Annotated in this window: 22 protein-coding genes, 2 pseudogenes and 1 riboswitch; of the genes and pseudogenes, 7 read left to right on the top strand and 17 right to left on the bottom strand. The window is 68.7% G+C overall.

All coding sequences use genetic code 11. The features are described from left to right. Positions 1-91 precede the first annotated feature (91 nt). Both GLX30_RS34595 and GLX30_RS03260 read right to left on the bottom strand, forming a co-directional pair. A complete protein-coding gene (locus GLX30_RS34595; protein WP_208545348.1) occupies positions 92-295 on the bottom strand; it encodes an ATP-binding protein in 204 nt (67 codons plus the stop codon). 414 nt (positions 296-709) lie between these two features. Continuing rightward, a complete protein-coding gene (locus GLX30_RS03260; RefSeq protein ID WP_143600196.1) occupies positions 710-913 on the bottom strand; it encodes a cold-shock protein in 204 nt (67 codons plus the stop codon). A 1,056-nt stretch (positions 914-1,969) separates the two neighbouring features. On the opposite strand from GLX30_RS03260, the gene GLX30_RS03265 reads away from it, so the two are divergent. Then, positions 1,970-2,452 (top strand): DUF2243 domain-containing protein, encoded by a 483-nt coding sequence (locus tag GLX30_RS03265; RefSeq protein ID WP_244257981.1) that lies wholly within the window; start codon positions 1,970-1,972, stop codon positions 2,450-2,452. A gap of 47 nt (positions 2,453-2,499) precedes the next feature. Further along, complete coding sequence (locus GLX30_RS03270; RefSeq protein WP_244257982.1) at positions 2,500-3,447, top strand: cytochrome c oxidase assembly protein; 948 nt, start codon at positions 2,500-2,502, stop codon at positions 3,445-3,447. Positions 3,448-3,710: 263 nt separating this feature from the next. Here the strand turns inward: GLX30_RS03270 and GLX30_RS03275 are convergent, their stop codons facing one another. Both GLX30_RS03275 and GLX30_RS03280 read right to left on the bottom strand, forming a co-directional pair. Beyond that, complete coding sequence (locus GLX30_RS03275) at positions 3,711-4,901, bottom strand: serine hydrolase domain-containing protein (RefSeq protein ID WP_159683290.1); 1,191 nt, start codon at positions 4,899-4,901, stop codon at positions 3,711-3,713. Between the two features lie 166 nt (positions 4,902-5,067). After that, a complete protein-coding gene (locus tag GLX30_RS03280; RefSeq protein WP_159683293.1) occupies positions 5,068-5,259 on the bottom strand; it encodes a hypothetical protein in 192 nt (63 codons plus the stop codon). A 251-nt stretch (positions 5,260-5,510) separates the two neighbouring features. Between GLX30_RS03280 and GLX30_RS03285 the strand changes: the two genes are divergently transcribed. Next, positions 5,511-6,851 carry a potassium transporter TrkG gene (locus tag GLX30_RS03285; RefSeq protein ID WP_347879802.1) on the top strand — a complete coding sequence of 447 codons (1,341 nt, stop codon included), beginning with the start codon at positions 5,511-5,513 and terminating at the stop codon, positions 6,849-6,851. Then, complete coding sequence (locus tag GLX30_RS03290) at positions 6,844-7,533, top strand: TrkA family potassium uptake protein (RefSeq protein ID WP_244257984.1); 690 nt, start codon at positions 6,844-6,846, stop codon at positions 7,531-7,533. Before GLX30_RS03285 ends, GLX30_RS03290 begins: the two co-directional genes overlap by 8 nt. A 338-nt stretch (positions 7,534-7,871) precedes the next feature. Here GLX30_RS03290 and GLX30_RS03300 read toward each other — a convergent pair whose 3' ends face one another. The 7 genes and pseudogenes from GLX30_RS03300 to kdpF form a co-directional block, all read right to left on the bottom strand. Beyond that, complete coding sequence (locus GLX30_RS03300) at positions 7,872-9,062, bottom strand: cytochrome P450 (protein ID WP_159683297.1); 1,191 nt, start codon at positions 9,060-9,062, stop codon at positions 7,872-7,874. A 496-nt stretch (positions 9,063-9,558) separates the two neighbouring features. Further along, positions 9,559-12,096: a sensor histidine kinase KdpD gene (locus GLX30_RS03305; protein ID WP_159683300.1), complete on the bottom strand. Its 2,538-nt coding sequence runs from the start codon at positions 12,094-12,096 to the stop codon at positions 9,559-9,561. A gap of 48 nt (positions 12,097-12,144) precedes the next feature. Then, a pseudogene (locus GLX30_RS03310) lies at positions 12,145-12,830 on the bottom strand (response regulator). 77 nt (positions 12,831-12,907) lie between these two features. Next, positions 12,908-13,573 carry a potassium-transporting ATPase subunit C gene (locus GLX30_RS03315; protein ID WP_159683303.1) on the bottom strand — a complete coding sequence of 222 codons (666 nt, stop codon included), beginning with the start codon at positions 13,571-13,573 and terminating at the stop codon, positions 12,908-12,910. A 5-nt stretch (positions 13,574-13,578) separates the two neighbouring features. Beyond that, positions 13,579-15,726, bottom strand: a complete 2,148-nt coding sequence (gene kdpB, locus GLX30_RS03320; RefSeq protein WP_159683305.1) for a potassium-transporting ATPase subunit KdpB — start codon at positions 15,724-15,726, stop codon at positions 13,579-13,581. Further along, positions 15,723-17,387: a potassium-transporting ATPase subunit KdpA gene (kdpA, locus tag GLX30_RS03325; protein WP_159683308.1), complete on the bottom strand. Its 1,665-nt coding sequence runs from the start codon at positions 17,385-17,387 to the stop codon at positions 15,723-15,725. Before kdpA ends, kdpB begins: the two co-directional genes overlap by 4 nt. Positions 17,388-17,395: 8 nt before the next feature. Beyond that, positions 17,396-17,485, bottom strand: a complete 90-nt coding sequence (gene kdpF, locus GLX30_RS03330) for a K(+)-transporting ATPase subunit F (RefSeq protein ID WP_159683311.1) — start codon at positions 17,483-17,485, stop codon at positions 17,396-17,398. Positions 17,486-18,186: 701 nt separating this feature from the next. Between kdpF and GLX30_RS03335 the strand changes: the two genes are divergently transcribed. Next, positions 18,187-18,792: a dihydrofolate reductase family protein gene (locus tag GLX30_RS03335; protein WP_159683314.1), complete on the top strand. Its 606-nt coding sequence runs from the start codon at positions 18,187-18,189 to the stop codon at positions 18,790-18,792. Between the two features lie 355 nt (positions 18,793-19,147). Here GLX30_RS03335 and GLX30_RS03340 read toward each other — a convergent pair whose 3' ends face one another. The 3 genes from GLX30_RS03340 to GLX30_RS03350 all read right to left on the bottom strand — a co-directional run bounded on the left by GLX30_RS03340 (position 19,148) and on the right by GLX30_RS03350 (position 22,108). Then, positions 19,148-19,555 (bottom strand): hypothetical protein, encoded by a 408-nt coding sequence (locus GLX30_RS03340; protein WP_159683317.1) that lies wholly within the window; start codon positions 19,553-19,555, stop codon positions 19,148-19,150. A gap of 226 nt (positions 19,556-19,781) precedes the next feature. Then, positions 19,782-20,720: a hypothetical protein gene (locus GLX30_RS03345; protein ID WP_159683318.1), complete on the bottom strand. Its 939-nt coding sequence runs from the start codon at positions 20,718-20,720 to the stop codon at positions 19,782-19,784. A gap of 80 nt (positions 20,721-20,800) precedes the next feature. After that, entirely contained in the window at positions 20,801-22,108 is a 1,308-nt protein-coding gene (locus GLX30_RS03350; protein WP_244258413.1) for a cytochrome P450, read from the bottom strand. A 9-nt stretch (positions 22,109-22,117) separates the two neighbouring features. On the opposite strand from GLX30_RS03350, the gene GLX30_RS03355 reads away from it, so the two are divergent. Next, positions 22,118-22,285, top strand: coding sequence for a hypothetical protein (locus tag GLX30_RS03355; protein WP_159683321.1), 168 nt, complete (start codon positions 22,118-22,120; stop codon positions 22,283-22,285). 413 nt (positions 22,286-22,698) lie between these two features. Then, a pseudogene (locus tag GLX30_RS03360) lies at positions 22,699-22,896 on the top strand (integrase core domain-containing protein); the annotation flags it as partial. Positions 22,897-22,930: 34 nt separating this feature from the next. On the opposite strand, the gene GLX30_RS03365 reads toward GLX30_RS03360, so the two are convergent. The 3 genes from GLX30_RS03365 to GLX30_RS03375 all read right to left on the bottom strand — a co-directional run bounded on the left by GLX30_RS03365 (position 22,931) and on the right by GLX30_RS03375 (position 25,950). Continuing rightward, complete coding sequence (locus GLX30_RS03365; RefSeq protein ID WP_159683323.1) at positions 22,931-23,968, bottom strand: PP2C family protein-serine/threonine phosphatase; 1,038 nt, start codon at positions 23,966-23,968, stop codon at positions 22,931-22,933. A gap of 140 nt (positions 23,969-24,108) precedes the next feature. Beyond that, positions 24,109-24,252 carry a hypothetical protein gene (locus tag GLX30_RS36050; protein ID WP_167306786.1) on the bottom strand — a complete coding sequence of 48 codons (144 nt, stop codon included), beginning with the start codon at positions 24,250-24,252 and terminating at the stop codon, positions 24,109-24,111. A 484-nt stretch (positions 24,253-24,736) separates the two neighbouring features. Beyond that, a riboswitch (cobalamin riboswitch) is annotated at positions 24,737-24,852 on the bottom strand. Positions 24,853-24,963: 111 nt separating this feature from the next. After that, positions 24,964-25,950, bottom strand: a complete 987-nt coding sequence (locus GLX30_RS03375; RefSeq protein ID WP_159683325.1) for a ferric reductase-like transmembrane domain-containing protein — start codon at positions 25,948-25,950, stop codon at positions 24,964-24,966. Positions 25,951-26,131 lie beyond the last annotated feature (181 nt).

Raw genomic sequence — 26,131 nt, forward strand, 5'->3', positions numbered from 1 at the left:
CCGCCCACGGCCTGACGCGGAGCCCTGCCGGACAGTTCACCAGGGGGTGGGCTGTTGCTGTGCTGAGGTGCGCGATCGGACTGCGTCACACTTATTGCATGGGGCTGCGCGGGGTCGGCTGAGTGCTGTCGGCGTACTTCTGGAAGTGCACCGCTGAGTACGTGCGAGGATCGAGCTCGGGCTGGAACGAGAAGTCGTAGTCGTCCAGTGTCTTGTGGTGGGGCGGTTTCGAGATCCGCAGGCCGGTGGGGAAGCGGCGGTCTTCACGGACGGCGAGTCCTTCGGAGAGGACCACGCCGATGAAGTCGAGGTTCTCATCTTGGCCTCGTCGGCCTGCTGGGCGTACTGAGTCAGGGCCTTGTCCCATTGCGGCAGGCCCAGCTGGCCGGCCAAGGCCGGCACCTTGGTTGCCGACCACAAGGGCAGGCCGCAGCTCTCCGAACCGACCGGCTGTCGGAGGTCGACGTCGCCGCGACCGCAGTGCGCCGCCGGCCCGGCGTGGAGTCGCCCCAGGTCCGGCACGACCTGCGCCGTGAAGTGGAAGACGCGGCGGCGGAGTGGGGATCGCCGTACGGCTGTGCCGGGGCCGTCTGGACATGGTGACCCGTATCGCCTGCGGCTACTTCAGCAAGGCTCCGTAGTCGCCGACGAGACAGAAGCCGACACACAGCGCCCGCCGAGGACGTGTCCTGGGCGGGCGCAGGGGTGTCTAGGCGGGAGTGATGTTCTCTGCCTGCGGGCCCTTCTGGCCCTGGGTGACGTCGAACTTGACCTTCTGGCCTTCCTGGAGCTCGCGGAATCCCGAGCTGGCGATGTTCGAGTAGTGCGCGAAGACGTCCGGGCCCCCGCCGTCCTGCTCGATGAAGCCGAAGCCCTTTTCAGCGTTGAACCACTTAACGGTTCCGGTAGCCATGTTGCCCTCCAAGGGGACTCGAATCGGTTCCGCACTGTGCGAAAACCGGAGGTGATCGCCCTGGTCCTCAGAGACTGTGAACAGCAGAATCGCCCGTGAACGAGTACTCATGGGCGATCGGTACTTCGGAACCATGACAGCTTGCCCTGACGCTACACGGACAGCTCCCCGCTCTCCACGAGAACGCCCACGTATGGAGCACTGTGAGGATCACGATGCCGTGGTCGCCAGTGCGCAACGATGGGGAAGTCGGGCCACTCCCCTTGGGCTACGTGGCGGCAGGGAGGGGCTCGGTGAGGCGGTCCAGCCGGGTGCGCCCGTACGAGGCGGTGCGGTTCTGGACGCAGCGGGCGGTGCCATGTATCGGTGCGGCCAGGCGTCCGGCGGATCCGCGGAGAATTACTTCGGCGAAGGTGCCGCGGCCGTCGTTCTTCGGCAGGGAAGCGGCGTGGCGCTCAACGTCAGCGGCGACCGCGCGGTCATGCCCGGTCGGCTCGAGCGCGAACTGCTCGTAGTCGCGGGCGTGAGGTTCGGGTTCTCCCGCACGAGGACGGCGGTGACGAGCGCTTCGTCGGGGCGCGGTCCAGCGGAACTTGGGCCTCGATCAGGCCCTGGGGTCGTAGAGAACAACGTGCGTGTCGCTCATCGGCGGCCCGCCGCGTCGTCCTTCGCCGGCGCCGGCGCCGGCGTCCGGGGCCTGGACGGCGAGGAAGCGGGCGTAGCCGCGGTCGGCACGCTCCAGCAGCGCCGAGATACGGGTCGAGGGACAATGAGATGATCTTGGAGCCCTGAGTGCCCCGCCCCGCCACCCGTTCGGCTCGGTGTCGTTGGTCGTGATGTCGTTGTCGTCTGGGCATGGGGCGGGATTGTGACCTCGATCGAGCGGACCGTTCATCCGCGGTTCAAGCGGCTGATCACCGCGCATGAGCGGTATCTGTTCCTCTCGCCGACTCGCGATGAGATTCAGTGGGCGGCCGACGCCACGGATGCGAAGTCATACCGGTCAACCTGTCGCATGGAGAGCGGCCCTGTTCGCCGGGGAAGAGGTACGGAGTGATGAGTGAATCGCCGCGAGAGGTGTCCGAGCCGCAGCCGGGACGGTCGATGGCAGTTTGCGCGCTGATCGGCGCGGCAGTCATGGCCGCGGTGGACGAGATCCTCTTTCATCAAATCCTGGGCTGGCACCACTTCTACGACCGATCCACCTCGTCCGTGGGACTGCTTTCCGACGGCCTGCTCCATACGGCCGAGTTGACGGGGCTGGTGGCCGGGCTCTTCCTTTTCGCCGATCTGTGTCGTCGGCGATCTCTCGTCCGGCCGCATGCCTGGGCGGGGTTCTTCCTGGGGCTCGGGGGCTTCCAGCTGTTCGACGGCATCGTGGACCACAAACTGCTGCGTCTGCACCAGATCCGCTACGGCGTCGACATCGCCCCCTACGACATCGCATGGAACGCGGCGGCCCTCGTGCTGCTCGCCGTCGGTGCGGTGCTCGCGGTGCGCGCGGCCCGCCAACGGCGTAGGGGGCCGGCCGAACCGTGACATCCGCCGGCATTCACCCCTCAGGCATCGGGGGACCGGTCGGGACGGTGACGGCCGCGGTCTCCCTGTTGGCGGTGGCGGGGTACTTGGCGGCCGCCGTTCGACTGCGCCGGCGCGGTGACGCGTGGCCGTGGGTCAGGGACGCGTCGTTCACGACGGGCGGCGCGGGCATCGCGTACGTGCTGCTGGTCGCCCTGCCCGGCGGACCGTTCACGGCCCACGTGATCCACCACCTGATCGTGGTCATGGCCGCGCCGCTGCTCCTGGTCCTCGCCCGTCCGCTCACTCTCGCGCTACGGGTCCTCCCTCCCCGTGGCACCCGCCGTGCGCTCTTGGCTGTGGCGCACTCCCGGCCCGTGGCCTGGCTGGTATTTCCGCCCACAGCCGCCGTGCTCGACGTCGGCGGTCTGTGGGTGATTCACCGCACCGACCTGCTGGCGCAGGGCCACCAGCACATGCTGATGTATGCCGCTGTGCACACGCACGTCGTGGCCGCCGGTCTGCTGTTCACGTTCGCGGTCTGCCGGCTGGACCCGGTGCGCCGGTCCTGGGGCCTGGCCTGGCGAGGCTCCACCCTTCTGCTCGCGGGAGCGGCCCACGCCGTACTGGCCAAGTCCTTGTACGCCACGCCCCCGCCCGGCACCCACTTCGCCCCCTCCGACCTGCGCAGCGGCGCCGTGCTGATGTACTACGGCGGCGATCTTGTCGAGATCGGACTCGCCACCGTGCTCGCCGTTCAGTGGTACGCCGGGACCGGCCGCGCCTGTGCCCGCCTCCGCCGACGCGCTGCGGCCGCAGCCGCAGCCGTGCAACAGCGAGGCAGCGAGGTCTGCTTGTCCGGCCTGTCCGCAGGACACAAGCGCTCAGGCGCCGAGTCTTGCGAGACGGCGTCGCGCAACGACGATGTCACCCACGCCACGTCCTCCCGGGCGGGTGACACGGTGCCCAGCCGGTCCAGGAGCTCCGCTCGCGACACAAGCACTGCTGCGCCGTGAAAGGCGTCGCAGTCGGGCACGGCCCGATCGACCACCTGCGCCGTCCCTTTTCAGCAGCACCCCGATCGCCGCCCTCGTCATCGCCGCCATCCCCTAGGTGAGCGTGCAGTATCAGCTGGTGGCAGGCGACCAAGCCGGCTCCCCCTGCTGACGGGTGGGCAATGAGCGCGGAGCGGCTGTCCATCTGTGGGATCTCCGTCGCCGTCCGTGCTGACGCCGACGGTCGCGCCTTGCCGGGGCGGCTTCCTGGGCCGGGTGCCCGACTATCCCGCCGCTCCTGTGAACGCGGGCGCGAGCGCCTGTTCAGGTGTGAGGCCGAAGCCGAGATCGGTGCCGTGGACCGCCATGGCGAGGGCCTGGAACATCGGAGGAGGGGTGATGGCGTTGGGGTTCTTGGTGGACACCACCTGGATGGCCGTCTGGAGCTTGGGCGAGTACATGGTGGTGGACTCGTAGCCGGCGAAGCTGCCTTCTCCGCCGATGAACCCGCCGGACTCGACGAAGCCCAGTCCGTAGCGCCACTTGCCGGGCCCGTTGTAGTTCCCCGTGAAGACGAAGGGGATCGGGTTATTGGTTGCTTCGGCCCAGACCGCCGGCTTGAGCAGCGCACCGGTCGCCAAGGCGCGGGACCAGATCCGCATGTCCGAGAGTGTCGAGACCATGGCTCCGTGTGCCCAGAGGCACGACGCCGGGACGGCTGTCGCGTCATCGGCAGCGGTGGGTGCCTGGGTGGGGCCCACATCGCCCAGCCCGTACCCATGCGTGAAGGGCTTGCTGAGGCCGTTGCCCGACGTCGGGAGCAGGGTGCGACGGAGTCCGAGCGGTCGGGCGATGCGCTGCTGGACCGCGGTGCTCAGGTCTTGGCCGCCGGCCAGCTCCACTACGCGGCCGAGCAGGTTGTAACCGTAGTTGCTGTACGACCACTTGGTGCCGGGAGGTGCGACGGGCGGGAATTTCGCCTCCGCGTCGAGGAGCTCCTCGACGGTGCAGCCTGTGGGGATCTTCCCCTGGACGGTGGGCGAGGTGAAACCGTCGGCGAGGCCGCTGGTGTGGTTGAGGAGCTGCCGGATCGTGATCCGGTCCCCGTTGGGCACACCCGCCACCCACTTGGAGATGTGATCGCCGAGGGCAACCTTCCCTTCCCCCACCAGTTGCAGGACGAGGTTGGCCGTGAACGTCTTCGTCTGGCTCGCGATCTTGAACTGCATGTCCGCTCGGAGGGGCTCCCGGGTCGCGAGGTCGGCGACGCCGGTGGCACTGATGAAGGTCCCGTTCGGGCTCCAGATGCCGACGAGGACCCCAGGGGTGCGGTTGGTGTCCTGGAACCGGCGGACGATCTCTTCGACCTTGGCTGCGGTCGACGCGTCGAGAGCTCCGCTGTCGCTGCCGCTCGACACCACGGTGTCGCGGTGCGACTCGCATGCCGACACCGCCAGGACACCGACGAGGACCAAGGCTCCAAGCAAACGGCTTTTGCATCGGCCCATGGTCCCCGACTCCCGTGTGTCGACGTCGCCGGCCTCGACGCGTGAGAATGCCGGCCATCAGCCAGCGTCCCGTGCGGGGCGGATGCCGGCATCCCTCCCACGCCCATCGGAGTGGTGAACTGCCCGCTCGTCGTTACAGGCCGCCCGGAGGGCGTCCGGGGCGGTAGAGGAAAGCGATGAGGACGGCGGCGATCACTGTCCAGCCGCCGACTCCGACGAGCCACCCCGCCTCGATGAGAAAGCCGCAGACCATCAGAGTCGCCCCGGCCAGGCTGAGCGCGCCGATGGCGAGCCGGAGACCGCGGCCGTTCCCGGCACCCTTCACACGCCCTCCCTCGAGCAGTTGGGCGGCCCGGGCGCTACTCGGGTCACCGGTGCTGTCGGCTCAAGGTGTGAAGCGGTCATGGGGGAACGCTAGGCCGCGACTTGGCGCCTGGGGTGAGCCTGACACGTCAGGGCTGCGTATAGGTGCGCGGCGCTCGCGTCAGGGAGGCGTATAAAAGGGTGTTCAGGTGGTTATCGTCGTGCGGTGCGAATGATCGAATTGTGGTCCGGCGGCAGTGTGGAGCTGCCGTGGTGAGTCGGCGGTGGCCACGTCCACGGCATCCGGCACAGGTCGTCGTGGCGGGGTTCGCTGCGGCGGTCGTGGTCGGCACCTTGTTGCTGATGCTCCCGGTGGCCAGAAGGGGGCCCGGGGGCGCGAGTCTGCTGGAGGGCCTGTTCACGTCGGTGTCCGCGGTGTGCGTGACCGGGCTGATCGTGGTGGACACCCCGGTCTACTGGACCGGGTTCGGGCAGGTCGTGATTCTGTGCCTGATCCAGCTCGGGGGCCTGGGCATCATGACCTTCGCCTCTCTACTGGTGGTGCTCGTCTCCCGCCGGATCGGGCTGAGGGCCCGCCTGACCGCGGCAACCGAGACCAAGACCCTGGGCCTGGGCGAGGTCAGGTCGGTCATCTTCGGCGTGGTCAAGGTCAGCATGCTGCTGGAAGCGCTCACGGCCCTGGTGCTGATGCTGCGCTTCGCCACCGGCTACGACAATTCATGGCCGAGAGCCCTGTGGCTGGGCGTCTTCCACGCCGTCTCCGCGTTCAACAACGCGGGCTTCGCCCTCTACTCCGACAACCTGATGGGGTTCGTCACCGACCCGTGGATCTGCCTGCCCCTCGCCTGCGCGGTCATCGCCGGCGGACTGGGGTTTCCCGTCCTGTTCGAGCTCCGGCGCCGATGGCGCAGTCCGATGTCGTGGTCGCTGCACACCAAGATCGTGATGTGCGCGAGCGCGATCTTCCTGGTCGGCGGCAGCGTGTTCATCACCGCGATCGAATGGACCAACCCGGCGACCCTTGGACCGCTCGACACGCCGGGCAAGCTGTTGGCCGGGTTCTTTCAGGGCGTGATGCCCCGCACCGCAGGCTTCAACAGCGTCGACACCGGCCAGATGAACCCGGCGAGCTGGCTCGGCATGGACGTCCTGATGTTCGTCGGCGGCGCCAGCGCGGGTACTGCGGGCGGCATCAAGGTCACTACCTTCGCCGTGCTTTTCTTCGTCCTGTACGCCGAAGTACGCGGTGAGAGCGCGGTCAACATCTTCCACCGGCGTCTGCACGGCGACACCCAGCGCCAAGCGCTGACGGTGGTGCTGCTGTCGGTGGCCGCCGTCGTCGGATCCACGGTGGTGTTCATGGTCTTCACCGACATCAACCTCGACCAGTCACTGTTCGAGGTCATCTCCGCCTTCGCCACCGTCGGCCTGTCCACCGGCATCACCACCGACCTGCCCACCGCCGAACAGGTCATGCTGATCGTGCTGATGTTCATCGGCCGCCTCGGACCCATCACGGTGGCCTCCGCGCTCGCCCTGCGCCGGCGCGTCCGCCTGTACGACCTGCCCGAGGAGCGACCCGTCATTGGCTAGGAACCGCAGCCACCGAACCCGCCGCATCGCCCAGAACGACTCCGTCGTGGTCATCGGTCTGGGCCGCTTCGGACGCGCCCTGGCGCTCGAGCTCGTCGACGAGGACACCGAGGTCCTCGGCATCGACGAGAACGCCGAACTCGTCCAGCAGTTGTCCGGGTCCCTCACCCATGTCGTTCGGGCGGACTCCACCAAGGAGGACGTACTGAGGCAACTGGCCGTCCACGAGTTCAACCGCGCCGTCGTGGCCATCGGCAGCGACATCGAGGCCAGCATCCTGACCGCCTCGCTGCTCGTTTCCTTCGGCATCCAGGATGTATGGGCCAAGGCGATCAGCGAAGCCCACGGCCGCATCCTCACCCAGCTCGGCGTGCACCACGTCGTCTACCCCGAGCACGACATGGGACAGCGCGTCGCCCACCTGGTGCGCGGCCGCATGCTCGACTACATCGAGTTCGAGGACGACTTCGCCATGGCCAAGACCAACCCGCCCGTCGACGTCATCGGCAAACGCCTCGGCGACAGCGCCATCCGAACCCGCTACGGACTGACCGTCGTCGCCATCAAACGCCCGGGCGAAGGCTTCACCTACGCCACCGCCGACACCGTCGTCCAGGCCGACGACACCATCATCGTGGCCGGCCGCACCAGCCAGACGGAACGCTTCAGCCAACTGCAATGACACAACCGCACCGCTGAAACCGGTCCCCAGGTGAGTCGGCCGCGCCGACCCGAGCGGCTGGTCGAAGAGATCCACACCTCGCTGGAGGGGCAGACCGTGGTCGTCCCGACACCGCGGCCGCGCTGATCGTCCCGCACCTGGCCGACTCGCTCACTGCGGTCCTTGACCAGCGGAAACCGCCGGCCGGACGGATCGAGGAACTGCTGGAGGCCCACCGTGTCCCGCGCGCTCCCTTCCGGCACGGGCCGGGTGGGAGCGAGCCCGGTCCCTTGTGGTCCTGGTACCGAGGGCGACGGACTCGAGGCCCAGGCGGTGGAGGGTCTGCGCGTCCTCATCGGTCACGCGTCCCAGGTGACCGGGAGGTTCTTCACTCCGTAGATGTCCGCGGTCTCCGGGCGCAGGCCGACCTCTTCGGCCGGTACGGCCAGGCGCAATGTGGGAAAGCGGCTGAGCAGGGAAGAGAACGCGACCCGCATCTCGATGCGGGCCAGTTGCTGGCCGAGGCACAGGTGGATGCCGTGGCCGAAGGCCAGGTGACCGCCGGACTCCCGCCGGATGTCGAGCCCGTGGGGATCGGTGAAGCGCTCGGGGTCGCGGTTGGCGGTGTTGTAGGACAGGACGACCGTCGTTCCGGCCTCGATGGTCCGGCCGCCGACCTCGACGTCCACCAGGGCCGTCCTCATGAACGACTTGGCGACGCTCAGGTACCGCAGCAGTTCCTCCACGGCCTGGTCGGCGAGGGCGGGATCTGCACGCAGCGCGGTCAGTTGCGCCGGGTTCTGCAGCAGCGCGAAGGCGCCGAGGGACAGCATGTTCGCCGTGGTGTCGAATCCGGCCGCCAGCAGGATCAGGCTGATGCCCTGCAGTTCCTCATCGGTCAGGTCGCTGTCGGTGAGCTCGCTGAGCACGTCGTCGGTGGGGTTCGCGCGCTTGGCGACCACCAGCTGTGCGAGGTACTCCTGGGTCGCGGTGTAGGCCGCTGCCAGGTCCTCGTCGCTGGTCTCACCGTTCATGAACTTGTCGATCTGCTCCTGGAAGGAGTCCCGGTCCTGGTAGGGCACCCCCAGCAGTTCACAGATGATGATGGTGGGGATGGGCTTGGCGAACGCGGTCACCAGGTCCGTCGGCGGCCCGGTCTTCTCCATGGTGTCCAGGCAGTCGGTGGTGATCTGCTCGATGCGTTCGGTCAGCAGTCGCATCCGGCGTGCGGTGAACTTGCCCACCAGCGGTTTCCTGTAGCGCCTGTGCTGTGGCTCGTCCATGAGGAGGAACTCACCGGGCGGCGCCGGCGGGAGCTCGAAGTCGACCACGTTCAGGAGTTCCTTGCGCGAGCTGAACCGTGAGTCGGCCAGGACCGACCTGACCAGGTCGTAGCCAGTGATCAGCCAGCCGGGCTTTCCACCAGGGTGGGTGTAACGGCTGATGGGGCCGTGCCGGCGGGCGTCGAGCAGTTCTGCCGGCGGGTCGAAGGGGCAACCGGGCTGACGCTCCGTCGGCAGCTTCGTGACCGTGTGGAGGGATTCGCTCATGGCCATTCCTCATCTCGCGACATTACGCGTTTGCGCGCACCGAAAGCTACGTTGCGTTTCAAATCACGTCAATCAGGAAAGTTTGCAACCGCAGGTGGAGCGCGCTTAATCGATGCAACGGCGCTGAGAGTGAACGCAACGCACCGTTGCAATGGATGCCAGCAAAGGCAACGCCGGCGACATGCCGGGGGACGGTGGACCGACCGAGCGGGGGGAGCGCCGGCGCATCGCGGGCCGGCCTTGCCGACGGGTTCTTCCAGGCCGAGATCGTGATGCGGCTCGACCGCCCGCGACTTCGGCGGTCAGCCGGGAGGTCACCCGACACGGCGGCCCCGGCTCCAGCAGGCGCAGCGGGCGACGGTCCCAGTGAGCGTGGCGTGCCACAGCGGCGCCCCCACGCGCGTCCGGAACGCCCGGCGGCACGATGGGAAGAGGGACTCGTCGAGCGGCCGGGCAGATCGGGGCTGTCGACGACGCTCTCCCCGACGACGACGCCCTATGGGGCGGCTGTCGGGAGGTCGCGCGCGGGTGGTGGGCCGGCCGCGCAAGGGAGGCTGATCACCATCGTGAGGCCGCTGGCGGGGGTGTCCTCGGCGGTCAGCGTGGCGCCCATGGCTTCGGCGAAGCCGCGGGCGACGGCGAGGCCGAGTCCTACTCCGGTGCCGCGTGGGGCGTCCCCGTGTCTCTGGAAGGGTTCGAAGATAAGGTCCTTGGCGTCGTCAGGGACGCCGGGGCCCCGGTCCACGACGCGGACCTCGACCCTGTCGGCGATCGCGCTCGCGGAGACCAGGACCGGTGTGCCGTCGGGGCTGTACTTGACGGCGTTCTCGACCACGTTGGCCACGGTTCGTTCCAGGAGGCCGGCGTCCACCGTCACCATGGGCAGATCTTCGGGGACGTCGAGCACGACGCTGCCATCGGGAACGCCGCCCAGAGCCATCGGTACGACTTCGTCGAGGTCGATCTCGCGAATGATCGGCTTGACAGTTCCTGTCTGGAGGCGGGACATGTCCAGGAGGTTGCCGACCAGGTGGTCGAGGCGGTCCGCGCCTTCCTCGATGCCGGCGAGGAGTTCGGCCTGGTCGTCGGGCGACCATTCGATGTCGTCGGAGCGCAGAGAGGTGACCGATGCCTTGATCGCTGCCAGCGGGGTCCGCAGGTCGTGGCTGACGGCCGCGAGCAAGGCGGTGCGGATGCGGTTTCCCTCGGCGAGGTCGCGTGCCTGGTCGGCTTGGTGCTGGAGGCGCTGGCGGTCGAGGACGATGGCGGCCTGGGCGGCGAAGGCGCCCAGCACGCGGCGGTCCTCGGCGGGCAGGACCCGTCCGGAAAGGGCGAGCGCCATGTGGTCGCCGACGGGCATGTCCACATCCGCGTCTTCCGGGCGTGGGACCGGAGTGCTGCCGACGCTGCCGGCGCAGACCCAGGGCTCCACGTCGCTCGTACGCTCCAGCAGAGCCACGGAGTTCATGCCGAACGTCTCGCGGACCCGTTCGAGCAGGGCCTCCAGGCTGGTTTCGCCGCGCAGTACGCTGCCCGCCAGGAAGGACAGGATCTCCGACTCGGCGCGTAGCCGTGCTGCCTGGTGGGTGCGGCGGGCGGCGACGTCGACGACCGAGGCCACGGCGACCGCGACACCGAAGAAGATCACGAGGGCGACGATGTTCTTCGGGTCGGCGATCGTGATCCGGTGCAGGGGCGGTGTGAAGAACCAGTTGAGCAGGAGCGATCCGCAGGCTGCGGATGCCAGGGCCGGGAGCAGGCCGCCGATCATGGCCGCGGCCACGGTGAGCGACAGGTACAGGAGCATGTCGTTGGCAAGGCCGAGGTCGGCATCGATGCCCGTCAGGAGAAGGGTGAGCAGGATGGGGCCGGCGATCCCGGTGATCCATCCCCACAGGGTGCGGGAGCGGCCGAGCCGGGCACCGCGTGCCACGGGCAGGCCGCGGCCTTTCGCCGCCCCTTCATGGGTGACGATGTGGACGTCGAGATCCGGTCCGGATTCCACGGCGATCGTGGCGCTGACACCGCGACCGAACATGTACTGCCAGGGCCTGCGGCGACTGGCGCCGAGCACGATCTGGGTGGCGTTGACGCCGCGTGCGAAGTCCAGGAGGGCCTGCGGAATGTCGTCGCCGACGACGTGGTGGAACGTCCCGCCGAGGTCTTCGACCAGGGTGCGTTGGACGGCCAGCTCCTTGGGCGAGGCGGAGGTCAGCCCGTCGCTGCGCGCGATGTAGACGGCGAGGACCTCGCCGCCGGCGCCCTTCTCGGCGAGGCGGGCGGCGCGGCGGATGAGAGTACGTCCTTCGGGGCCGCCGGTCAGGCCGACGACGATGCGTTCGCGGGAGCCCCAGATCTTCGAGACACGGTGCTCTGTCCGGTATTCCTGCAGGTACTCGTCGACCCGGTCCGCGGTCCACAGCAGGGCGAGCTCACGCAGGGCGGTGAGGTTGCCGGGCCGGAAGTAGTTGGACAGCGCGGCGTCGACCTTGTCCGCCTGGTAGATGTTGCCGTGGGCCATCCGGCGCCGGAGCGCCTGCGGGGACATGTCGACCAGTTCGATCTGGTCGGCGCGGCGCACGACCTCGTCCGGGACGGTCTCCTGCTGCCGCACGCCGGTGATCGCCTCGACGACGTCGCCGAGTGACTCCAGGTGCTGGATGTTCACGGTGGAGACGACGTGGATCCCCGCGTCGAGCAGTTCCTCGACGTCCTGCCAGCGTTTGGCGTTGCGCGAGCCGGGAACGTTGGTGTGCGCGAGTTCGTCGACGAGGGCGACGGCCGGGCGGCGTTCCAGGACGGCGTCCACGTCCATCTCGGTGAAACCGGTGCCGCGGTAGGGGAGTTCCTTCCGCGGGACCTGCTCAAGGCCGTGCAGCATCACCTCGGTGCGGGCCCTGCCGTGGCATTCCACGAAGGCAACGAGACAGTCGGTGCCACGCTCGACACGGCGGTGCGCCTCGGAGAGCATCGCGTACGTCTTGCCGACGCCCGGTGCCGCGCCGAGGTAGATACGGAGCTTGCCGCGTCCCATGGTTCTCAGTGTTCCGATCTTTGCTGGTCGAGCACCGTGCCTGGCCGGTCACTTCTCGAAGCGGTAGCCCATGCCCGGCACGGTGACGAGGTGCTGCGGGTGGGAGGGGTCCACTTCGAGTTTGCGCCGGAGCTGGGCCATGTAGACACGCAGGTAGTTCGTCTGCGTGCCGTAGGAAGGGCCCCACACCTCCTGAAGGAGCTCCTTCTGCGTGGTCAGCCGGGTCTGGTTGCGGATGAGTACCTCCAGCAGATGCCATTCCGTCGGGGTGAGTCGCACGTCGCGCCCGCCGCGTTCGACCTTGTTGGCGAGCAGGTCGACGGTGAAATGGCCGGCGCTGACGATCGCCGACTCCTCTGCGGCGGGCGTCGTGGTGTCGTGGTGGCGGACGGCAGCGCGCAGCCGTGCCAGGAGTTCGTCCATCCCGAAGGGTTTGGTGATGTAGTCGTCGGCTCCGGCGTCGAGCGCCTCCACCTTCTCGTCAGAACTGTGGCGGGCGGACACCACCAGGATCGGCGCCCTCGACCAGCCGCGCAGAGCCTTGATCACCTCGATTCCGTCCATGTCCGGCAGCCCGAGATCGAGCAGACGACGTCCGGGGGCGCCCCGGCGGCGAGCCTCAGCGCCGTTGCCCCTTCGGTCGCACTGTCCACCTCGTACTTACGTGCCTTCAGGTTGATGACGAGAGCCCGCACGAGTTGCGACTCGTCCTCGACGACCAGCACCCGGGTCATTGGCGTGCCGCCTTTCTGCCGAACAGCGAACGACCATCGGCCCCTGGGGCGGGCAGGTGCCCGCCCCAGGGCATGCGTCACCGCTGGGCGAGGTCTTTCAGGGCGATGTTGAGCTCGAGGACGTTGACCGCGGGCTCGCCCATGAAGCCGAGGATGCGTCCGTCGGTATGGTCGGCGACCAGCTTCTCCACCTGGGCGACGTCGAGTTCGTTGCGCTCGGCGACCCGGTGGATCTGGAGCTTCGCGTACTCGGGTGAGATGTCCGGGTCCAGACCCGACGCGGACGAGGTGACGGCGTCCGCCGGCACGTCGGCGGACTTCACCGTGTACGTCACCGTGGAGTTGTCCTTGATCACGGCGGCCTTGGCGTCCTTGACCCACTGGATCAACTCCTCGTTGTCCGCGGAGCGGTTGGTCGCGCCGGAGAGAATCAGGGAGTACCGGGTGTTGACGCTGTTGCTGCCGAGGCCGTTGGAGGGACGTGGCTGGAACCACTTCAGGTCCGGTGCGGGGCTCTCCTCACCCTCTTTCAGCGGAAGGTCGTAGCGTTGGCCGATCAGAGTGGAACCGACAACCTTGCCGTCGCTCGTGATCTCGGAACCGTTGGCCTTGTCGTGGAAGAGGCCCTGCGCGACGCCGGTCACCGCGAGCGGGTAGACCACGCCGCACACGAGTGTCAGCACGAGGAGAGCACGCAGGCCCGCCCAGAGCAGCCGGGTTGTGTTTCCTACGGAGTTGTTCATCGCAGTCAGCCGATTCCTGGGACGGACGAGAGGACGAAGTCGATGATCTTGATGCCGACGAAGGGAGCGACGAGGCCGCCGAGACCGTAGATGCCGAGATTGCGCCGGAGCATCCGGTCCGCACTCATCGGCCGGTACCGCACGCCCTTCAGTGCGAGCGGCACCAACGCGATGATGATCAGCGCGTTGAAGATCACCGCCGAGAGGATCGCGGACTCGGGCGAGGCGAGCTGCATGATGTTCAGCTCGTCCAGGCCCGGATAGGCGACCGCGAACATCGCCGGGATGATCGCGAAGTACTTCGCGACGTCGTTGGCGATCGAAAACGTGGTGAGGGCACCTCGGGTGATGAGGAGCTGCTTGCCGATCTCGACGATCTCGATGAGCTTCGTCGGGTTGGAGTCGAGGTCGACCATGTTCCCGGCCTCCTTGGCCGCCGACGTGCCGGTGTTCATCGCCACACCGACATCGGCCTGCGCGAGCGCCGGGGCGTCGTTCGTGCCGTCACCGGTCATCGCGACGAGCTTGCCGCCGGCCTGCTCCCGTTTGATCAGCGCCATCTTGTCCTCGGGGGTGGCCTCCGCGAGGAAGTCGTCCACTCCCGCCTCCTCGGCGATCGCCTTCGCGGTCAGCGGATTGTCGCCGGTGATCATGACGGTCTTGATGCCCATGCGGCGCAGCTCGTCGAACCGCTCCCGCATGCCGTCCTTCACGACGTCCTTGAGGTGGATGACGCCCAGGACCCGGGCACCCTGGCCGTCCTCCACAGCCACCAGCAGCGGCGTGCCACCGGCCTCGGCGATGCGGTCGGTCAGCTCGCCGGCGTCGGAGGCGACGGTGCCGCCGCGCTCCTCGACCCAGGCGATGACCGAGCCGGCGGCGCCCTTGCGGACCTTGCGGCCGTCGACGTCCACGCCCGACATCCGAGTCTGGGCCGTGAAGGCGATCCACTCGGCCTGCGCCAGCTCGCCCTGATGGCGCTCGCGCAGGCCGTACCTCTCCTTGGCCAGGACAACGATGGAACGGCCCTCGGGCGTCTCGTCCGCGAGTGACGACAACTGCGCGGCGTCCGCCAGCTCGGCATCGGTGGTGCCCTTGACCGGCAGAATCTCGGCGGCCTGGCGGTTGCCGAGCGTGATGGTGCCGGTCTTGTCGAGCAGCAGGGTCGAGACGTCGCCGGCGGCCTCGACCGCGCGGCCGGACATGGCCAGGACGTTGCGCTGCACCAGCCGGTCCATGCCCGCGATGCCGATCGCCGAGAGCAGCGCGCCGATGGTGGTCGGGATGAGGCAGACGAGCAGAGCGATCAGCACGATCATGGTCTGCGGGGCGCCCGCGTAGGTCGCGAACGGCTGCAGGGTGACGACCGCGAGCAGAAAGACGATCGTGAGAGAGGCGAGCAGGATGTTCAGCGCGATCTCGTTCGGCGTCTTCTGCCGGGCCGCCCCCTCGACCAGGTTGATCATCCGGTCGATGAACGTCTCCCCCGGCTTCGTCGTGATCTTGACGACGATCCGGTCGGACAGGACCTTCGTACCGCCGGTGACGGCGGACCGGTCACCACCGGACTCGCGGATGACCGGGGCCGACTCGCCCGTGATGGCCGACTCGTCGACGGAGGCGACGCCCTCGACGACGTCTCCGTCACCGGGAATGATGTCACCGGCCTCGCAGACCACCAGGTCGCCGATGCGCAGTTCGGTACCTGGCACACGCTCCTCGACCGCACCGGTGAGGCGACGGGCGATCGTGTCGGTCTTCGCCTTGCGCAGCGTGTCCGCCTGTGCCTTGCCCCGGCCCTCGGCCACCGCCTCCGCCAGGTTGGCGAAGATCGTGGTCAGCCACAGCCAGCCGGCGATGGCCCAGCCGAACCAGTCGGTCGGGTCAGTGATCGCAAAGGCAGTGGTCAGCACCGAGCCGACCAGGACCACGAACATCACCGGGGACTTGACCATGACCCGGGGATCGAGCTTGCGGAGCGCGTCCGGGAAGCACTTCAGCAACTGCTGCGGGTCGAAGAGGCCGCCGGCGACCCGGCCGACCTCGGGCTTGTGCCCGGTCGGCACGTCGCTGTGCGGCGCCCGGGTCGAAGTGGCGTGGGACATGGAGTCCTCTTGCTTCTCTGTGTCGTGCTTTTCCACGTCGGTGGTCATGACGCCAGCCCTTCGGCGAGCGGCCCCAGCGCGAGGGAGGGGAAGTAGGTCAGACCGGTGATGATCAGGATCGTGCCTACCAGCAGGCCGGTGAACAGGGGCTTCTCGGTGCGCAGCGTGCCCGCGGTCTTCGGTACGGGCGTCTGCTCGGCGAGCGAGCCGGCCAGGGCGAGCACGAACACCATGGGCAGGAACCGGCCCAGCAGCATCACGATGCCGATGGTGCTGTTGAACCACTGGGTGTCGGCGTTCAGCCCCGCGAAGGCGGACCCGTTGTTGTTGGCCCCGGACGTGTATGCGTAGAGGATCTCCGAGAAGCCGTGCGCGCCGGAGTTCGTCATCGAGCCGGCCGGGGTCGGCAGCGCCATCGCCGCGGCCGTGAAGCCGAGCACCAACGCCGGCGTGATCAGGATGTAGCAGGCGGCCAGCTTGATCTGCCGGGTGCCGATCTTCTTGCCGAGGTACTCGGGCGTCCGGCCGACCATCAGACCGGCGAGGAACACCGCGATGATCGCCATGATCAGGATGCCGTAGAGCCCGGAGCCGACACCGCCGGGCGCGATCTCGCCCAGCATCATGCCGAGCAGGGTGATCCCACCGCCGAGGCCCGTGAAGGAGGAGTGGAACGAGTCCACGGCCCCCGTAGAGGTGAGCGTGGTGGACACCGCGAAGATCGACGAGGCGCCGATCCCGAACCGGGTCTCCTTGCCCTCCATCGCCCCGCCGGCGATCTCGAACGCCGGACCCTTGCCGGCGAACTCCGTCGCCCACATCAGCACGACGAACACGAGCCAGATCGTCGCCATCGTCGCCAGGATCGCGTAGCCCTGCCGGACGCTGCCGACCATCCGGCCGAACGTGCGCGTCAGCGAGAACGGGATCAGCAGGATCAGGAAAATCTCGAACAGGTTGGACAGGCCGTTGGGGTTCTCGAAGGGGTGGGCGGAATTGGCATTGAAGTAGCCGCCACCGTTGGTGCCCAGCTCCTTGATCACCTCCTGTGAAGCGACCGCGCCGCCGTTCCACTCCTGTGTCCCACCCATGAACCGGCCGACCTCGTGGATGCCGGCGAAGTTCTGGATGACACCGCACGCGACCAGCACGATCGCGCCGACCACCGAGATCGGGAGCAGGATGCGCACGACGCCGCGCACCAGGTCGGCCCAGAAATTGCCGAGCTCACCGGTGCGGGACCGGGCGAAGCCGCGCACCAGCGCGACCGCGACCGCGATACCCACGGCCGCGGAGACGAAGTTCTGCACCGCGAGACCGCCGGTCTGCACGACGTGGCCCATGGCTTGCTCGCCGTAATACGACTGCCAGTTCGTGTTCGACACGAACGACGCGGCCGTGTTGAACGCCTGGTCCGGGTCGATCGACACGAAGCCCAGCGAACCGGGCAGGACACCTTGCAAGCGCTGCAAGAGGTAGAGGAAGACGACGCTCACGGCGGAGAACGCGAGGACGCCACGCAGGTAGGCGGTCCAGCGCATCTCGACCGTGGGGTCGGCGCCGATGGCCTTGTAGATCCACTTCTCCGGTCGGTAGTGCTTCTCGGAGGAGTAGACGCGGGCCATGTAATCGCCCAGCGGGCGGTACGCGAGGGCAAGCGCGGCGACAAGGGCGAGCAGCTGGAGCACACCAGCGAATTGGGGACTCATAGTGCCGCTCAGAACCTCTCCGGGTACATGAGGGCAAGGACGAGATATCCGAGCAGGGCGACGGCCACGATCAAACCGACAATGTTCTCGGCGCTCACAGCTTGGTCACCCCCTTGGCGATGAGAGCCACCAGCGCGAAAACCGCGAAGGTGGTGACGACGAAGGCCATGTCGGCCATCGCGGGCTCCTGGATGAAGTGATGAGTTGGATTCGGCCGGATGCGGACTCAGCCATCCGGCCGAGATGAGCAAACCGCGTCTTCACCCCCGGGTTGAGAGCCCTTGACGGGGCCCATACGCCAACAGGGCGCGTCTTGACGAAGCCCTTGCGGAGGATGTGGCTCCGCTTACTCCCTGGGGTAATGGAGGAGGGCGAGCGGGCCTCGGAGCTGGAGCGGTCGCGGTCCCTGCCGACCCAGGCGACGAGGACCGCGATGGATGTGGTCGAGGAGATCCTCGCGCTCGCCCCGGGCTGGTGAACCTGTCCAGGGGCCGGTGGCCCGACTGTCCACGCCGGCCCGTACGGGCGGGCAGTTGAGCAAGGCGCAGATGATCGAGCGTGCGCCGGATCTACGGCGGACGCTGTCGACGGCGGTGGGACGAGGGCGAGGAGCGATCGCGAGGTGTGCTGCTCGACGGCTACGCGGTACCCCGTCCCGGTCCGCATCTGGCCGGCGAGGGCCCGAGCGCGACCTGATCGGCTGCAGCATCATGGGTTTTCTCGTTGCTCCACAGCGCGGCCGACGAGTTCGTGGCTCCCGGCCGGTCCAAGCTCGTGACACCTAGGAAAGGACACCGTCATGTCGGAGCTTCTCGTCGACTTCATCACCTCCCTCGACGGCCACGCATCGGGAGAGGGATGGCCCGGGTTCTGGGGCCTCGAGGGCCCGGAGTACCTCGCATGGCTCGGCGAGCAGCCCGAGGCCACCTATCTGATGGGAGCGAAGACCTACCGCCTGATGTCGGGCTTCGCCGCAGGCGAGGTCCCGAGTGGCCAAGACGAGTTCAGGCCCGAAGAAGAGGCGTCCGTCGACGAGCTCACGCAAGCGTCCAAGGTGGTGTTCTCCTCCTCACTCGAGGAGCCACTGACGTGGGCCAACTCCACGCTCGTCCGCGACGACGCCGTCGAGGCGGTCCGCGCCATGAAGTCGAGTGGCTCGGGGCTCCTCAGCACGATCGGCAGCCTCAGCCTGTGCCGGTCCCTGCTACGAGCCGGACTCGTCGACCGCTTCCGGGTCGTGATGTTCCCTGTGATCACCGGGGCCACGGGCGAAGAACGCATCTACGACGGCTATCCGGACGTTGCCCTCGAGATGATCGAGCACCGCACCTTCGACGGCCGCATCCAGCTGGTCGAATACAAGCCCCGCGTGCTCGAGCACCCGCCGCTCCGCGTCCCTGCGTGACGTCGCCCCGTCCGCCGGCCGGACGGCCGCCAGGCCGGCGCCGGCGGGCGCGGAGCCGTCCGGAACTGCCCGCACTGCGATCAGCCCGTCACCATCGTCGCCCTGCCGGCCACCCCGGAAGTGGCCCGTCCCACCATCGCCGGCAGAGGTCCCGAGATCACCTCCCTGCGGCGGACTCCGTGAGCACCGCGGGCAACGCTTCGCCTGACCGCCACCGATCGACAGGGCCCGGCGACCTTCGGGATGCGGTATCCCTTCGGTCGCTGGGCCCTCACACGCGCTCGTCACTCCCCACGTTCCCCACACGCTCCGAAGTGGAGGGAAGAGCGTCCTTGGCCGATTTCAGAGATCCTCATCAGCTCGGACACCGGCCGCCCGAGACCTGCACTCTAGGAGTGTTGCCAGCGTTGGCGTGGCGGAGCCAGGTCTCGTCGGCCTGCTCGGCCACCTCGGTGGACAGGATCTGCGGCAGCTTCCGGTGGCCGGCGGCCGGCGCCTGTTCGCGCTGCACAGAGGTGAACGAACCGAGCTTGTAGGCTACGCCCGCCGGCATGGGGCGGCGGGTGTCACTTCCTGGCCGTGCCGGGTTGGACTGATCAGGAAGCGGCAGGTCAAGCCTCCAGTTCACGAACCCAATGGGGTCATCCCTGACCGCCGTGGCGAACCGCACGTAATCAGACGCGCCGGCGTGAGCAGTTCCGGACATCGTCAGAGCGGCCCCGGCTAGGGCGAAGGCGGTAAGTGCGCGCTTGGTGTTGTTCATTCGCGGTCAACGATCTTGAATCGTCCACGGTCACGCTCAAGGGTGGATCCAGAGCACGTCGGCTGCCAATCATCTGACGAGGTCGCCTCGGGGTGCGCCCGTCGCTTCGCGGGCTGCCTCTGCGAGGGTCGGCCTTGGGCGATCGTGTCGCCGGTGTCCGGCACGGGGGCGTGCTCATGGGGCCGATACACGGTGCGGTCGGGAGTGAGGAGGACGGTGGCATCGGTCAGGCCGTTCCACCGGTGGCCGCGACCGTTGTAGCGGGGGTGAGGTAGGACCACTCGAGGTTCCCGGCGATCATCGCCTCCAGGGCGTCAAGGTAGGCGCGCAGGCCGCTGTCCTGGCCTGCCACGCCGGCGCGCAGCGTAGCGGTGAGGCCATCGAATTCGGCTTCGGCGCGGTGGACGGTCGCGGCGATGCGGTCGACGGCTGCCTGGAGGTTGCCACCGTTCTCGGCGAGCGCGATCCGGATCTCGTTCATGGTGTCGCCGCTGTAGAGCTCCTTGCGGTAGGAGAAGACGTCGTTGACGCCGATCCAGTGGCGTGCGACCAGCATGTTGAGGCGCCGTAGTTCGGGAAGCTTCTCCAGGCGGTCGCTCAGGTCGATGCCGAGGCCGAACTCGAGGAGGGGGAAGCAGCATTCCCCGATCGAGCTGTTGCGGTACTTCTCGTAGGCGGGCAGGTCCAGTGACGCGAGGTCCTGGACGAGGTCACGTTCGGCGTGGCAAGCCTCCAGGAACTTGAGCAGCGTGCGCGCGTAGCGCTGCCACACCCGCTCGGGTGCGAGTGGAAGGGTCTGGGCCCGCAGCTGCCCGAAGGCTCGGGTGAAAGCGGTGTCCACGGCGGACGGTCTGCCGTCGAGGACCGCAGGCAGCTTGTGGATGCCCAGCTGACGGATCCGGGACGGCGAGGCCTGGGCGAATACGTCGTCGATGCTGAACAGGACGTCGATCCAAGCGGAGACGAGTTCGATGCGGTCGTCGCGGGCGTCGGCATAGGTGAGCAGGTTCCACAGGCTGGTGCGGTGCTCCAGGAACGCCTCCAGCTCCTCCTGGCTGGCATAGGCGTCGCACAGGAGGGCGGCCAGGCGGGCTGCGCAGCGCTGTTCCAGAGCCTTGAGTCCGGGGCGGCGCCGGGCTGGCGTAAACCGAGGGAAGAGCGGCATCCGGAACCAGGGGTGGCCCTCAGGCGGCGTAATTATGCTGCCGCCCGAGTGGGCACCGTCTTCTGCGGGGCTGGGAGTTGTCATCGCTGCCTTCCGCCGGTCCGGCGACCGTCGGCCGCAGCCGTGCGGCGGGTTGCCACCAGTGGGCCGGCTTTGGGGGTGAGGAGGAAGCGGGGCAGGGGCCGCAATGGTGCGGCGCTGGCCTTGCCCAGTTGCCAGCGGCTGCTGATCGTGGCGAGGGCGAGGACGGTCTCCGTCATGCCGTACTGCTCGCCCAGACACTTGCGGCGCCCGCCGCCGAAGGCCGTGAATGCCTGGCGCTGGGCAGGGGTGATGCGTTCGGGCAGCCAGCGGTCCGGGTCGAGACGCTCCGGGTCGGGGAAGACGCCGGGGTCGCGTTGCAGGGCGTAGGGGGAGACGATCACATCCGCGCCTGCGGGCACGGTGAAATCGGCGAGCACGGTCTCCCCCAGCGAGATGCGGCTGAGCATCCAGGTGGGCGGCCACAGCCGCAGCACCTCGATGAGGACCTGCCGGGTGTAGGACAGGCGGCCGATGTCGGCGAAGACTGGGGCGTTTCCGGCGAGCTCGCGATCCAGCTCGGCCCACAGCCTGCGCTCGACGTCCGGGTGGTCGGCCAGGGCGTGGAGGGTCCAGGCGAGCAGGGAGGCGGTGGTCTCCACGCCCGCGGCCAGCACCGACAGGATCTGATCCCGTACCTCCGTGTCGTCAAGTGGGCGGCCGTCGTCGTCGGCAGCGGCCATCACCAGGGACAAAACGTCGTCCCCCGGCGCCTCACCGGCCCGGTACTGCGCGATCACGTGACGAACGGCCAGGTCCAGGCGAGCCTGTGCCCGATGGAAGCGGCGGTTGGCCGGCAGCGGAAGACGGTGCAGCAGCGGCCAGGGCAGGAGCATCTGGCGGAACATGCCCTCCAGGAGCACAGGCAGGGCTGCTGCCATGGTGCCCGCTGCCTGGCGGCCGGCCGGGGCCGAGATCAAGGTCCGCCCCACCACCTGGGCCGCCAGCCCGTACATGCGGGCTTCCACGTCGATCCGCTCACCCTCACGCCACCCGCTGACCGTCTGCGCGACGCAGTCACCCATCACCATGGCATACCGGGCCACCTGGTCACGGTGGAACGCAGGCCGCATCACCGGCTGCTGACGCCGGTGGTCGGCGTTGGTGCACGTGATCACACCATTGCCGACCAGGATCCGCGCCGTGTCCATGAACGGCCCGCCCTTGTCGAACACCGACGACACCAGCACCTGGTGGGCTGCCTCCGCCGCGTTGACCACATACACGGAACGGCCCGCGAGCTGCACCCTCACCACCGCCGGCCCTCCCCGCAGGGAGCTGAGAAAGGTGAGGGGATCACGCACCATCCTGGTCACGTGACCCAACCACGGCACACCACCGCCCGCCCGCTGAACCCGCTGAGCCCCCACCACGCCGACTCCTTCCGCTACCTGTCCGGCAGCACGCCGAACGACGACCGCCCACCCGACCCCGCGCTGGAAGACACAGAGCCGTTCCCTGTCCCCCGCAGGTCACAGCCGTAGTACTGCGCCGCTCTGCAAGAACGAGGTGCCCACCGACCAGCCGCTCATCCGGGTACGCGGGGGCGCACGACAGCACTCCTGCGGCGCACGTACGCGACCGGGCGGCCTGGCTCAGCCCCCACGAAGACAAGTTTCGCCCCCTGGCCGCGGGCGAGGCGGGTCCTCGGCAAGGTCGCCGCCGTGATGCGCGCCATCTGAGAGGTCTCAGGAGGTTCGGAGGGCACCTTGGTTCCGGCGGCTCCGTCCCTGCTCGAAACCGGCGCGATCTGTCCAGGCGGCTCGCGCCGTCCCAGTGGGCAGGTCGGCGTTCTCCCGATCGAGCAGCATGGTGACAGCTTTCGAGCCGGTGCCACCGTAGGTGGTGACGACGTCACGCTGGCCACGTCGCCGACCAGCGGGTTGGGGTAGCCGAGCAGACGCAGCCACGCAGCCCAGCGATCTCTGTGAAGGTCGAACGCTGCAACCACACCCTGCTCGACGAGTGGGCATACGCCCGCCCCTACCGCTCAGGGCAGGAACGACGCGAGACTTTCCCCGGCTGGCTGCACGCCTACAATCACCACCGCGGACACACCGCACTGAAGGGCCAACCACCCGCCGGCCGCGTCCCAACCTCTCAAGGCAATACACCGAGGACTCCGCGTTTCAGGGCTCGCACAGGCGTACGGCGAGGGCGGCGACGTCGTCGTCAAGGCTTCCTCTGGTGTAACGGAGAAGATCGCGGTGAAGGGCCGTGAGCAGCTGGCGGGGCGGTGTCGGGGGCTGTCGACGCATCCAAGCTGCCAGCGGGAAGAACTCGCCGTCGCGGGCGCGGGCCTCGGCGATCCCGTCGGTATAAACAAGCAGCAGGTCGTCGGGGGCGAAGTCGAAGGTGTCGACGATGTACTGATCACCGATCAGCTCCGCGAGGCTGAGCAGTGGCGAGGGGGTGGCCGACTCGAGGACACGGAGCTTCCCGCGGTTCAGGAGCAGCGGCGGGGGGTGTCCGCAGTTGAGGACGTCGATACGGCTGCCCTCGTGCGGGATCTCGACCAGAAGGGCCGTGGCGAAGCGCTCCATCGGCCCCTCGGGGGGAAAGGCGGCGTTGTAACGGGTACTGCTGGCGTCAAGCCTGCGCGCGACGCTGACCATGTCGGCCTCGCCGTAGGCCGCCTCCCGGAAGGCGTTGACGATCGCCGCGGCCGCCCCCACTGCCGGCAGGCCCTTGCCCCGCACGTCACCGATGAGCAATCGGACCCCGTATGGCGTGTCGACCACCTCGTAGAAATCCCCACCGATGCGGGCCTCCGCCGCGGCAGCGAGATACAGCGACTCGACCTCGATGCTGCCGAAGCGGCGTGGCATAGGGCTCAGCACCACCTGCTGCGCCGCTTCGGCGACGAGTCGTACCTGGAAGAGTGTGCGCTCCCGCTGGAGCCGGACATGGCTTCCGTACGCCGCGGCCACGGTCACCGCGATGATTCCCGCAGCCGTCCACCACGTCCCCAGATCGGGGAAGACGAGGCTGAGCCCGATCATCAGAAGGAGGCAGACCGTCCCGAGCAGGACCGTGGGGAGCACCGGCCACATGGCGGCGGCGAGGGCCGGCGCCGCGGGCAGGAGGCGGCTGAAGGCCCACTCCCGTGGCGTGGCGTATGCCAGGCTGGCGATGACGACGGTCAGGATGACCGGTGACAGCCGCACAAGTCTCCCCGGTCCGGGGCGCCTACGGAGCCGCGGCCGTCCAGACTCGATCACACTCCGCACAATATCTGCGTAGTGAGGGCATAGTGCGCATCTGCTCCAGCGCGCCGCCGATCATCAGCACCGGCCCCCGTACGAGCTCACCAGCCGTAGATGGCCGTGGCCGCCGCGATGTCCTCGCCCACTCCGACGCCCTGCGCTCGGTCTATGTCGACGCCTTCAGCGCGCCGCCATGGAACGAGGACGAGGCGAAGGCCGCCGAGTTCACCGAGCGCCTCCGCCATGACGCGCGGCGCCCCGGATTCACCGACGCGCCGGCCTTCGCCGGCCGGGTCGTGCTCGGCTTCGCCAGCGGGTGGGCCACTCTCCCGCCCTTCCCCACGGACCGCTGCCATCCGAAAGGCCGCCGCGGGTCTCGGTGCTCGACGGACGAACGACTGGCTGTGGGACGCCTTCGAGGTGGACGAACTCGCCGTCCGGCCAGGCGGGCACGGCAGCGGGCTCGCCGGAAGCCTACTGGCGGCGGTCACCGAGGGCGGCTCCTGGCTGCGCACGTCCGTCCAGGCGCCCCGGGGAACGGCCTTCTACCTCGCCAGGGCTGGGCCCGCGCCATCCCGACCGCGGGCTCGTCCCGCTGCCTCTGTGAGCCGTGCCGATCCGCGCCGTTCAGGGAGCCGTGCGGCGGCTCGGTGGGGTGAAGGCATACAGGTCCAGGATCTCCGGCCGGGGGGCAATGCCCGGGCCGCCTGCCCGAACCCAGGCGGTGATGTCCTCCGTCGCTGCCGGGTCGTTGACCAGCCCCAGCCACACCGGCCGGGCCCCGGCCTAGGGGATCAGCTCACCGATCACAGTGGCGGGACCGCGCCGGATTCGCACCGGCTTCCTCGGACCGCCGTCGCCCTGTCGTCGGTCATCATGACATCAACCGCTCGCCCGCACGCGGGTGGCCGTGCCCAGGGGCCGTGAGCCGGACCGGCACCGCCAGTCGCCGTGGATCACTCCGGCTCGTGAGCGTGTGGGCTCGTCGAGGGCGGCTCGGCCGGCCGTTCCCGGCCCCCGTCATGGCCGGACGCCACCACGACGAGCAGACCCACCACCACGGCCCCGGCGGCTGCCCGACCGACGGCCCGCACCGCCCAGCCCGGCAGCGACAGGCCCTCGCGCCGCTTCAGTGGGCCCAGTTGCCCGGACCGCCGGGCGGGCCGCAGCAGGCGCAGCAACAACAGGATCGCGACGGGGAGTTGCAGCAGCCACAGCACCGTGCGCGGCCACTCGCCGTACCAGACATTGGTCCCGTACAGCAGGGTGTGCCAGACGCTCAGTACGTACACGACGATCACGAAACGGTGCAGCCGGCGCCAGGTGTTCGCGCCGATGCGGTGCCGTACGTAGAACAGGAGCCCGAGCGGAATGGCCAGATACAGGGCTCCCTGGCCGAGGGGGATGGCGATCCGGCCGGTCCCGGAGTCGTACCAGCCGGGCACGAACGTGTCCGCGAAGCCCGCCCACAGCCGTTCGGCCCATGCCAATTGGGCCTCGTAGCGAACGAGTTCGGCCGCGAACATCAGGGCATGCGCGAACATCAGAGCCATCGTGGTCAGGCTCGTGGTCCGGTGCCAGCGCTCCAGAACCTGCCGGGAGACCGGCAACCGGGTCGGGCGCCGCCCCGACAGCATCAGGCCCAGCATCACCGTGCCCCACGCCCACAGCAGCCCCGACCATCCGAACGCCTGGCTCAGCAGGTACATCCAGTATGTGCCGGGGTCGTCCATGAAGGGCATGACCGCGACCGTCGCCGAGTCACCTGATTCCATCCGCACGTACAGGAACGCGAAGACGGCCGCCGTGACCCCAACCGCCGCACCCGCGTCGGGCACCGCGGCCCGCAGATCGGAACGCAGGGCGACACGGTCGGCCGGGCGCCGGTCGCAGGCGGGCGGCGCGGTGGTTCCGTCATCCTCCGACGTCGTCTCTGGGAGCATCCTGGGCCTTTCGGGCGCTGGCCGCCGACAGGCGGTGCGCAGGTGTGGTGAGAGGTACAAGTGTGGCCGAGGTGACCGGATTTACCGAGGCGGTATCCGGCCGGCGCGGTTGCTGCAGCCGGCAGGGCTGCAGCACAGATGGTGCCTGGCCCCACCAGCGAACCGCTCACATCCGGACAAC

Origin of the sequence: Streptomyces sp. Tu 2975, from assembly GCF_009832925.1 — a bacterium.
Lineage (GTDB): Bacteria > Actinomycetota > Actinomycetes > Streptomycetales > Streptomycetaceae > Streptomyces.

What these genes read in the sequence shown, in the direction of transcription:
- GLX30_RS03345 (WP_159683318.1), bottom strand. Translation starts at nt 20,720, where the DNA reads ATGCCGCTCTTCCCTCGGTTTACGCCAGCCCGGCGCCGCCCCGGACTC.
- GLX30_RS03315 (WP_159683303.1), bottom strand. Translation starts at nt 13,573, where the DNA reads ATGAACAACTCCGTAGGAAACACAACCCGGCTGCTCTGGGCGGGCCTG.
- GLX30_RS03305 (WP_159683300.1), bottom strand. Translation starts at nt 12,096, where the DNA reads ATGGGACGCGGCAAGCTCCGTATCTACCTCGGCGCGGCACCGGGCGTC.
- kdpA (WP_159683308.1), bottom strand. Translation starts at nt 17,387, where the DNA reads ATGAGTCCCCAATTCGCTGGTGTGCTCCAGCTGCTCGCCCTTGTCGCC.
- GLX30_RS36050 (WP_167306786.1), bottom strand. Translation starts at nt 24,252, where the DNA reads ATGGCGGAGGCGCTCGGTGAACTCGGCGGCCTTCGCCTCGTCCTCGTT.
- GLX30_RS03300 (WP_159683297.1), bottom strand. Translation starts at nt 9,062, where the DNA reads ATGAGCGAATCCCTCCACACGGTCACGAAGCTGCCGACGGAGCGTCAG.
- GLX30_RS03335 (WP_159683314.1), top strand. Translation starts at nt 18,187, where the DNA reads ATGTCGGAGCTTCTCGTCGACTTCATCACCTCCCTCGACGGCCACGCA.
- GLX30_RS03260 (WP_143600196.1), bottom strand. Translation starts at nt 913, where the DNA reads ATGGCTACCGGAACCGTTAAGTGGTTCAACGCTGAAAAGGGCTTCGGC.
- GLX30_RS03350 (WP_244258413.1), bottom strand. Translation starts at nt 22,108, where the DNA reads ATGGTGCGTGATCCCCTCACCTTTCTCAGCTCCCTGCGGGGAGGGCCG.
- kdpB (WP_159683305.1), bottom strand. Translation starts at nt 15,726, where the DNA reads ATGACCACCGACGTGGAAAAGCACGACACAGAGAAGCAAGAGGACTCC.
- GLX30_RS03375 (WP_159683325.1), bottom strand. Translation starts at nt 25,950, where the DNA reads ATGCTCCCAGAGACGACGTCGGAGGATGACGGAACCACCGCGCCGCCC.
- GLX30_RS03340 (WP_159683317.1), bottom strand. Translation starts at nt 19,555, where the DNA reads ATGAACAACACCAAGCGCGCACTTACCGCCTTCGCCCTAGCCGGGGCC.
- GLX30_RS03265 (WP_244257981.1), top strand. Translation starts at nt 1,970, where the DNA reads ATGAGTGAATCGCCGCGAGAGGTGTCCGAGCCGCAGCCGGGACGGTCG.